Source organism: Shinella sp. M31 (assembly GCF_049199205.1).
Taxonomy (GTDB): domain Bacteria; phylum Pseudomonadota; class Alphaproteobacteria; order Rhizobiales; family Rhizobiaceae; genus Shinella.
Genome location: NZ_JBLZPH010000074.1, coordinates 39,209 through 47,587 on the forward strand (window position 1 = coordinate 39,209; position 8,379 = coordinate 47,587).

The window sequence follows — 8,379 nt, forward strand, 5'->3', positions numbered from 1 at the left end:
GGAGAGACCATGCAAGACGACATCCGCATCCGACCCGCCGTCATCGAGGACGCCGAAACCATTCATACGGCGCTGAAGGACATGGCCGCCGGCATGAAGGCCGGCCCGAAATTCGTTTCGACGGTCGAGGACATCAGGCGCCACGGCTTCGGTGCGGCTCCCGCCTTCGAGGTGCTGATCGCGGAGACGGCCGATGCCTTCGCCGGCCTCTGCCTGACATTCCCGAGCTTTTCGACCTGGATGGGCACGCCCGGCATCTATGTGCAGGACCTGTTCGTGGTGCATGCCTTTCGCAGCCGGCGCATCGGTGAGCGGCTTTTGCAAGCGGTGGCCCGGCGCGGCCGGGACAAGGGCGCGCGCTATATGCGCCTCTCGGTCGATGTCGAGAATCCAAGGGCGCAGGCCTTTTATGACCGGATCGGCATCCGCCATTCCCGCGATGAGCTGATCCATATGATCAAAGGCGCGGATTTCGACGCCTTCGCCGGTGAGGAGAAGACATGAAGACCTTTTTTGCCGAAGAACAGAAGCGTCACGATCCGAGCTTCTTCCTGTCGAGCGGCGCGCCGCAGCCGAACCCGGAACAGCCGGAACGCGTGGAGCGCCTGCTGTCCGGCGCAAGGGCGGCGGGCATGGAAATCCTGCGCCCGAAGGATCATGGCCTCGGCCCGGTCTCGGCCGTGCACACGCCGGAATATCTGGATTTCCTGCGCCGCATCTATGAGCGCTGGCAATATATCGAGGGCGCGTCGGCCGAAGTCATTCCGAACATCCATCCCATCGCCCGCACCGGCAGCTATCCTGCCTCCGCCGTCGGCCAAGCCGGCTACCATATGGCCGATACGTCCTGCCCGATCTCCGAACACACCTGGGAAAGCGCCTGCTGGAGCGCATCGACCGCCGTCTCCGCAGCCGAGGCCGTCATGGGTGGCGACGCCTGGTCCTACGCGCTCTGCCGCCCACCGGGGCACCATGCCTTTCGCGATGTCGCCGGCGGCTTCTGCTTCTTCAACAATTCCGGCATCGCCGCCCAGCACCTGCTGCAACAGGCAAAACGCGTCGCCATCCTCGATGTTGACCTGCATCATGGCAACGGCACGCAGGGCATGTTCTACGAGCGTGCCGACGTGCTGACCGTGTCGATCCACGCCGATCCGGTGCGCTTCTACCCGTTCTTCTGGGGCCATGCGGATGAGCGCGGCGAGAGGCTCGGCCTCGGCTACAATCTCAACCTGCCGCTTGCCCGCAAATCCGGTGATGCCGTCTATCTCGAAGCGCTTGCCGCCGCGATCCGCCGTATCGAGGCGTTTTCGCCGGATGCGCTCGTCGTGGCGCTCGGCCTCGATGCCTTCGAGAAGGACCCGTTCGGCGGCCTCTCGGTCTCGACACCGGGTTTTAGCCGCATCGCCGACGCGATCGCCAAGCTCCGCCTGCCCACGGTCATCGTCCAGGAGGGCGGCTATCTCTGCGACGAGCTTGGCGACAACCTGACGGCCTTCCTCACCGGTTTCGGCGCGACGGCTTAAAGGTAGGTCCGTTGCTCGAAGGGGATGGTCGCAATCGCCTGGCGCAGTTCCGCCAGCAGCAGGTTTTCCGCCCGGCTGCGGCGGGCCGCACCGTCATACACGACATGCACGTCGATGACGGGCGTGTTCTCATAGGGCGGCAGGCGCCAGAGGCGGCCGGCGCGCACATCCTCCTCCACGACATGGATGGGCAGCGGCCCAAAGCCGAAACCGGCGATGATCAGCCGCTTGACCTCCTCGAGGTTCGAGGAGGTGCCGACGGTCTGGCCCTCGAAACCCTCCTGCTGGCGCAGGAGCGCCACCGGCCAGAGCGCGCCGGACATCTGGTCCGTCTTGAAGGAGACATAGGGCTCCTGCCGCAGGGCCGAGATCGGCAGGTCCTGCACGCCGAACAAAGGATGCCGCCTGCCGCAGAAATAGCCGAAGGTTTCGCGGAACAGCACGTCGTATTCCAGGCGTGGATGACGGTCCTGCATCAGGCAGATGCCGAAGCAGACGTCGCGGTTCAGCACCGCCGCCACCACGTCGTTGCTGGAAGCGACGGTCAGCGACAGCGTGACCTGCGGGAAGGCGCGGTGATAGGCGGCCAGCGCCTCGTCGAGGATCGGGCAGACGACGTGGCTGGCGAGCGCGATCTCGATATGGCCCGTCAGGTCGCCGGGCTGTTCCTCCATATGCTGCGGCAGGCCGGAAACGATGTCGAACAGCGCGACGCATTCGCTGTAGAGCCGCTGGCCGGCCGGCGTGACGGCAAAATGCGAGGCGTTGCGCTCGATCAGCCGGCTGTCCATGTGGGTTTCGAGGCGTTTCAGGGCATTGCTGACTGTCGGCTGCTTCAAGGAAAGTTTTTCACCGGCGGCCGTCAGCCCGCGCTCCTGCACGATCACCATGAAGGTGCGCAGCAGGTTCCAGTCGATTTCCCAGACGAAGCGCCGTCTTTGCCGGGCCATGCGCATCATTCCCCAAAACTATGCTCTCGGGAAAAGCTATTGCATGGCGCGATCCGGCGTCAAAGTCCCGTGAGGGACAAAGGAGGTTCGCCGTGCCGCTTCTGACCTATCAGGGTGTGGTCTATCCCGCGCAATGCGATGCGATGGGCCATATGAACGTGCAATATTATATCGCCGCCTTCGACCAGTCGCTCTGGCACCTGATGGCGGCGGCCGGCTATTCGGCGGACTGGATCAAGGAGCGGAAAGAAGGCTGGGCTGATCGCCGCTACGAGATCGATTTCCGCCAGGAATTGCGGGTCGGCAGCCTGTTCGAAATCCTTTCTTCCGTGGTGAAGGTGGGGCGCACATCGCTTACCACCCGCCATCATCTGACGAACAAGGCGGATGGAGCGCTCTGCGCGGAGCTGCTGGCCGTCTCGGTCTATTTCGACCTTGCAGCGCGGCAATCCCTCCCGTTGCCGGCCGCAATCGTCGCTGCGGCCGGAAATCTGATTGAACCTGCTTAGAGGCCGGCGGCCGCGATGGCGGCGTCGAGGCGTTCGCGGGCCTTCTTCGGCAGCTTGCCGGTCTTGACCACGTCGAGATTGGCCGGCGCATCGCCGACGATCACCACGCCGACCATGCCCATGCCGACATGCGGCGTGCACTTCACGCCATAGGCGCCGGGTTTGCCGAAAGTGACCTTGTAGGTCTCGTTCATCTTGCTCTTGAAGGCTTCCGCGCCCTCGGGGATGAAGCCCTTGATCGTCTCGACATTGTGGCCCTTGTCGGTGGGGATGAAGGTGACCGTGTCGCCGGGCGCGACCTTCACGAAGGCGGGCTCGAATATCATGGCGCCCTCGGCCCCCTTGTTGAGCATGTGCACTTCGAAATCTGCCGCACCGGCGGGAAGGGCGAGCGCGAAAAGGACCGCTGCTGCGCCGACGATGCTCTTTGCCGTGATACGCACTGGAATTCTCCTTGCTGACGAACGTCGATCGTTCCTGCGCAAGAGATAGGGCCGCGAGGTGCGGGCTTCTTTGACTTTGGTCAAACAAGCCGGCGATGCGGCGTGGCGTGCTGTCGCAGGCGTCAGCGGATGCGGATACCTGCGCTGTCGAAGAGGAAGGATCTGTCGGCGGCGAGGCCGACGGTCAGCCGGTCGCGGCTGTCGGCGCCGCGAAAACCCTCATGCTCGACGATGATGCGCTCGTCCGGCGAGACATTGGCATAGACATAGCTGGTATTACCGAGATGTTCGGCCACGTCGACATCGAGAACCAAATCCGCATCGCCCTGGCCGGCGGGGCGGAAATGCTCGGGGCGAACGCCGAGGCTCACATCGTCGCCGGGCTTTGCCGTGCCCGATCGGGCGGGAAGGCTGAGTTTCACGTCAGGCTGGCTGACCAGAGAGAGGGTGACGTAGCCCCCTTCACTGGAGACCACACGGGCTTTCAAAAAATTCATGCGCGGCGAGCCGATGAAGCCGGCCACGAAGGTGTTGTCGGGGTCGTCGTAGAGGTCGAGCGGCGCGCCGACCTGCTCGACGATGCCGGCGCGCAGCACGACGATCTTGTCGGCGAGCGTCATCGCTTCCACCTGGTCGTGCGTCACGTAGATGATGGTCGATTTCAACGCTTTGTGCAGCTTGGCGATCTCGACGCGCATGTGCACGCGTAGCTCCGCGTCGAGGTTCGACAGCGGCTCGTCGAAGAGGAAGACGTCGGGATTGCGCACGATGGCGCGGCCGATGGCGACGCGCTGGCGCTGGCCGCCGGAGAGGGCCTTCGGCTTGCGCTCCATCAGCGGTCCGAGTTCGAGGATGCGCGCGGCGTCATTGACGCGCCGCTCGATCTCGTCCTTGGCCATGCCGGCGAATTTCAGCGCGAAGCCCATGTTCTCGCGCACCGTCATGTGCGGATAGAGCGCATAGGACTGAAAAACCATGGCGATGCCGCGCTTCGACGGATCGATATCGTTCATGACCGTGCCGCCGATGGTCAGTTCGCCCGAGGTGATGTCCTCGAGGCCGGCGATCATGCGCAGCAGCGTCGATTTTCCGCAGCCCGAGGGGCCGACGAAAACGACGAATTCGCCTGTCGTGATCGAGAGGTCGACGCCTTTGATGATCTCAAGGGAGCCGAAACGCTTGCGAATATCGGTGAGGCGAACATCGGCCATGGGGCAAAATCTCAGCTGACGGTGAAGGTGATGGACTGCGGCAGCAGGCGGCGGGTCGAGGCGGTCAGATAGAGCTTGCCCTTCTCGTCGCCGGCCTCCACCCAGAAGCCGGTCGCGCCGCCCTTCAGCGTGTGTTCGGCCGGGCCGATGATACGGCCGGGGCCGGAGAGCACAAGCGACACCGGCTCCTCGAAATAGGGCAGCAGGTTGCCGCACTGGTCGAGCACGCGCACGACGACGCGCACTGCATCCTTCTCGCCGGCGCGCAGCGCCGTATCGTCGGCCACGACCTCCAGCGTCGTCGGCACCGGATCCGCCGGCAGCGTCATGGTGGTCACCGCCTTGCCGTCGACATAGCCGGTGAAGGTGCCGTCACGCCAGACACGGCCCCAGGTGCCGAATTCCTCCGGCGTGACGGAGCGCAGGTCGAGCACGACGGGCGGGTGCGCCAGATGCGGATAGTTTTCCTTGTCCGGATAGACGCGCTTGGCCGGCCATTCGCCGAACTTCACCTCGACATAATCGCAGTTGGTGAGAATGATCAGCGGCAGCACGCCGCCGATATTGCGCTCGCCGCGCGCCCAGAAGGTCACGGGCTGCATGACGACCTTGTCCGCCGGATCGCCCTGCGAGGCATAGGCATAGGCGGCGAATTTCGGGATGCGGTACATGTCGAGCACGCCGTGATAGCAGACGCGGTCGCCGGAGCCGAAATCCTTGTGTGTGTTGTAGTCGAACATGCACCAGCCGGTGGAGCCGGAAATGTCGCTGTCGCCGGCCACGGCGTTGAGGATCAAGAGGTGGCGGGTCACATGCTCGGCCTGGCGCTGCTCCTGGTCGAAGCGCTTGGTCGGATACATGTGGCCGTTATATTCGGTGATCATATAGGGGATCGGCTTGGTGATGCCCGTCGTTTCCACCCGGTCGCGCAGCACGACACGGCCGCGGTTGTTGCCGGGCATTTCCTCCTGGCCCAGGATGAAATCGTTCATCGTGTAGACGTCTTCGAGCATCTCCGAATTGGTGATGAAGCGCACGCCGCCAGTCTGGCGCGTCGGGTCCAGCTCGCGGGCGAGGCGGTTCGTCTCGGCGTAGAAGGCGTGGTTGTCCTGGCTTTCGTTGATGCGCACGCCCCAGATGATGATCGACGGATGGTTCCAGTCGCGCTCGATCATGCGACGCACGTTCTCGATGGATTCCTGCTGCCAGGCCTCGCCGCCGATATGCTGCCAGCCGGGGATTTCTTCGAAACAGAGCAGGCCGATCTCGTCGCAGCGCTCGATAAACCATTTCGACTGCGGATAGTGCGAGGTGCGCACGATGTTGCAGGCGAGATCGTATTTCAGGATGTCGGCATCCTTCTCCTGCGCGCGCCGGCCCATGGCATAGCCGGTATGCGGCCAGGCCTGGTGGCGATTGAGACCGCGCAGCTTGAGTGGACGGCCGTTGAGCAGGAAACCTTCAGGCGTGAACTGTGCGGTACGGAAGCCGAAGCGCTGTGTCAGCACGTCCTCGCCGTGGGCGGTGGTGAGCTTCAGGGACAGCGCATAGAGGACGGGATTGTCGATGTCCCAGAGTTCGAGGCCGGTGAGGCCGGAGAAAGTCAGCGTCGCCTCGTTGCCGTCGATGGCAATGGAGGTGGCCGCGACATCGCCGCCGCCTTTGCGGCGGATCTTGGCGTCGAGTGTGCCGGAGACGGCAAGGCCCTGCGGATTGGCGAAGAAGACGCGGGCGGTGACGGTCTTCTCGCTCGCCAGCGCATCCGGCGTCTCGATCTTCACATTGGCGATGGAGACGAGGCTTGTCACCTTCAGCCAGACGTCGCGGTAGATGCCGGCATAGCAGAGATAGTCGATCTGGCCGCCGAAGGGCGGGATTTCCGGGTTTTCGGAGCCGTCGATCTTCACGGTGATCAGGTTTTCACCCTCAATCAGATGCGGCGTCAGCCGCGCCGTGAAGGGCGTGTAGCCGTCCTTGTGGGCGATGATCTCCTTGCCGTTGAGATAGACCACGCTGTCAGCCATGGCGGCGTCGAAGACCAGCGAGACTTCCCGGCCCTCAAAATCCGGGCGCCAGTCGAGCACCTTCTGGTAGGTGAAGGGTTTCTGGTATTCGGTCTCATCGAAATAATTGTAGGGCAGCTCGACGGCGCTGTGCGGCAGACGCACGGTCTCGCCCTCCTGCATCACGCCCGCGCGGGCGGCATCGAAACCGTGGCGGAAGAGCCAGTTGCCGTTGAAGTTTTCGGTAATGCGCATGGGGGGTATTCCTATTTGACCGAGCCGAGCATGCCCTGCACGAACTGGCGCTGCATGACGAAGAAGACGAAGAGGGTGGGGAGCGTGGCGAGGATCGTGCCGATCATGACCACGCCGTAATCGGGATAGTAGGCGGAGGCGAGCGAGGAGACGACGAGGGTGATCGTCTTGGTCTCGTTCGACTGGAGAACGATGAGCGGCCAGAGATAGTTGTTCCAGTTCGTCATGAAGACGATGACGAAGGCGGCCGCATAGGTGGACCGCATCACCGGCATGTAGATGTAGAAGAAGATCTGCCATTCCTTCAGCCCGTCCACCTTGGCGGCGTCTCGAAGCTCCGTCGGGAAGGCCTTGGTCGACTGGCGGAAGTAGAAGATGATGAAGGCGGACGCGATGGTGGGCAGCATGATCGCGATATGCGTGTTGATGAGCCCGGTCTTCGCCATCATCATGAAAAGCGGGATCATCAGCGCGCCGAAGGGGATCATCAGCGTGAGCAGCACTAGCGAATAGACGCGTTCGCGCGCCTTCGACTTGAACATCTCGAAGCCGTAACCGGCAAGCGACGAGACGACGATGGTGAGAACGGTGGCGAGCACCGCGACCTTGGTCGAGTTCCAGAACACCAGAGGCACATCGACCTGCGTGAAAAAGTTCGTCACGTTGGTGACGAAAGCGTCGCCGAGGCTGGTCTTGCCGCCGATGATGTCGATCGACGTGTTCGTCGCACTGATCACCATCCAGAAGAACGGGAAGATCGAAAGAAAGGCGGCAAGCCCGAGGAGGGCATATTGCGACGCCGTGCCGAAAAAGCGCGAGACGTTCATGACCGGTCCCTCGCGGCGTAAAACTGAAGGAAGGAGAACAGCGCCACCATGATGACGATCACGTAGGAGATCGTCGCCGCGTAGCCGAAGCTCGGCATGAAGCGGAAGGTAAGGTTGTAGATGTAGAGCGAGAGCGTGATGGTCGCATTCGCCGGGCCGCCTCTGCCCTCGGTGAGGTTATAGACCTCGTCGAAGAGCTGGATCGTGCCGATGGTCGAGATGATCGTCGTAAAAAGGATCACCGGTTTCAGCATGGGAACGGTGATATAGAAGAACCGCGCCCAAGCCGGCACGCCGTCGATCTTCGCCGCCTCGTAGATCGACTTGTCGATGTTCTGAAGGGCCGCGAGATAGAAGATCATGTTGTAGCCGGTCCAGCGCCAGGTGATGGCGAGGATCACAAGCACCTTGGCCCAGAACGGCTCCGTCAGCCAGCCGATCGGCGAGCCGGTCAGGCCGATCGCCATCAGCGCCTGGTTTACGACGCCATCGACCGAGAACATGCTTTTGAACAGCACCGAATAGGCAACGAGCGAGGCGACGCAGGGCAGGAAAATCGCGGTGCGAAAGAAGCCGATGAACTTCAGCCTGTCATTGTTCAGCACGGCCGCCAGCATCAGCGCCAGCAGGATCATGATCGGCACCTGCACGACGA

At 62.9% G+C, this 8,379-nt stretch carries 9 protein-coding genes; 3 read left to right on the forward strand and 6 right to left on the reverse strand.

What is annotated here, in order from left to right:
- Positions 1–9: 9 nt before the first annotated feature.
- Both ACOZKU_RS11825 and ACOZKU_RS11830 read left to right on the forward strand, forming a co-directional pair.
- The gene (locus ACOZKU_RS11825) at positions 10–504 is read left to right on the forward strand and encodes a GNAT family N-acetyltransferase (RefSeq protein WP_421579034.1); all 495 of its coding nucleotides are present in this window, start codon (positions 10–12) and stop codon (positions 502–504) included.
- Entirely contained in the window at positions 501–1,526 is a 1,026-nt protein-coding gene (locus tag ACOZKU_RS11830) for a histone deacetylase family protein (protein WP_421579035.1), read from the forward strand. The genes ACOZKU_RS11825 and ACOZKU_RS11830 overlap by 4 nt, the downstream gene beginning before the upstream one ends.
- Here the strand turns inward: ACOZKU_RS11830 and ACOZKU_RS11835 are convergent.
- Entirely contained in the window at positions 1,523–2,476 is a 954-nt protein-coding gene (locus tag ACOZKU_RS11835) for a LysR family transcriptional regulator (protein ID WP_421579036.1), read from the reverse strand. The genes ACOZKU_RS11830 and ACOZKU_RS11835 overlap by 4 nt on opposite strands.
- Before the next feature lie 92 nt (positions 2,477–2,568).
- Between ACOZKU_RS11835 and ACOZKU_RS11840 the strand changes: the two genes are divergently transcribed.
- Positions 2,569–2,985: an acyl-CoA thioesterase gene (locus tag ACOZKU_RS11840; RefSeq protein ID WP_421579037.1), complete on the forward strand. Its 417-nt coding sequence runs from the start codon at positions 2,569–2,571 to the stop codon at positions 2,983–2,985.
- On the opposite strand, the gene ACOZKU_RS11845 is transcribed toward ACOZKU_RS11840, so the two are convergent.
- From ACOZKU_RS11845 to ACOZKU_RS11865, 5 genes are all read right to left on the reverse strand, one after another.
- The gene (locus ACOZKU_RS11845; RefSeq protein ID WP_421579038.1) at positions 2,982–3,428 is read right to left on the reverse strand and encodes a pseudoazurin; all 447 of its coding nucleotides are present in this window, start codon (positions 3,426–3,428) and stop codon (positions 2,982–2,984) included. The genes ACOZKU_RS11840 and ACOZKU_RS11845 overlap by 4 nt on opposite strands.
- Positions 3,429–3,550: 122 nt before the next feature.
- On the reverse strand, positions 3,551–4,639 hold the full coding sequence (locus ACOZKU_RS11850; RefSeq protein WP_421579039.1) for an ABC transporter ATP-binding protein: 1,089 nt from the start codon (positions 4,637–4,639) through the stop codon (positions 3,551–3,553).
- Positions 4,640–4,650: 11 nt separating this feature from the next.
- Positions 4,651–6,897 (reverse strand): glycoside hydrolase family 2 protein, encoded by a 2,247-nt coding sequence (locus ACOZKU_RS11855; RefSeq protein ID WP_421579040.1) that lies wholly within the window; start codon positions 6,895–6,897, stop codon positions 4,651–4,653.
- An 11-nt stretch (positions 6,898–6,908) separates the two neighbouring features.
- Positions 6,909–7,724: a carbohydrate ABC transporter permease gene (locus ACOZKU_RS11860; protein WP_421579041.1), complete on the reverse strand. Its 816-nt coding sequence runs from the start codon at positions 7,722–7,724 to the stop codon at positions 6,909–6,911.
- Positions 7,721–8,379, reverse strand: a 659-nt coding sequence (locus ACOZKU_RS11865) for a carbohydrate ABC transporter permease (protein WP_421579042.1), incomplete at its 5' end; no start/stop codon positions are given. The genes ACOZKU_RS11860 and ACOZKU_RS11865, both read right to left, overlap by 4 nt.

Coding starts and splice junctions, on each gene's coding strand:
- ACOZKU_RS11855 (WP_421579040.1), bottom strand. CDS start 6,897: ATGCGCATTACCGAAAACTTCAACGGCAACTGGCTCTTCCGCCACGGT.
- ACOZKU_RS11835 (WP_421579036.1), bottom strand. CDS start 2,476: ATGGCCCGGCAAAGACGGCGCTTCGTCTGGGAAATCGACTGGAACCTG.
- ACOZKU_RS11850 (WP_421579039.1), bottom strand. CDS start 4,639: ATGGCCGATGTTCGCCTCACCGATATTCGCAAGCGTTTCGGCTCCCTT.
- ACOZKU_RS11860 (WP_421579041.1), bottom strand. CDS start 7,724: ATGAACGTCTCGCGCTTTTTCGGCACGGCGTCGCAATATGCCCTCCTC.
- ACOZKU_RS11830 (WP_421579035.1), top strand. CDS start 501: ATGAAGACCTTTTTTGCCGAAGAACAGAAGCGTCACGATCCGAGCTTC.
- ACOZKU_RS11825 (WP_421579034.1), top strand. CDS start 10: ATGCAAGACGACATCCGCATCCGACCCGCCGTCATCGAGGACGCCGAA.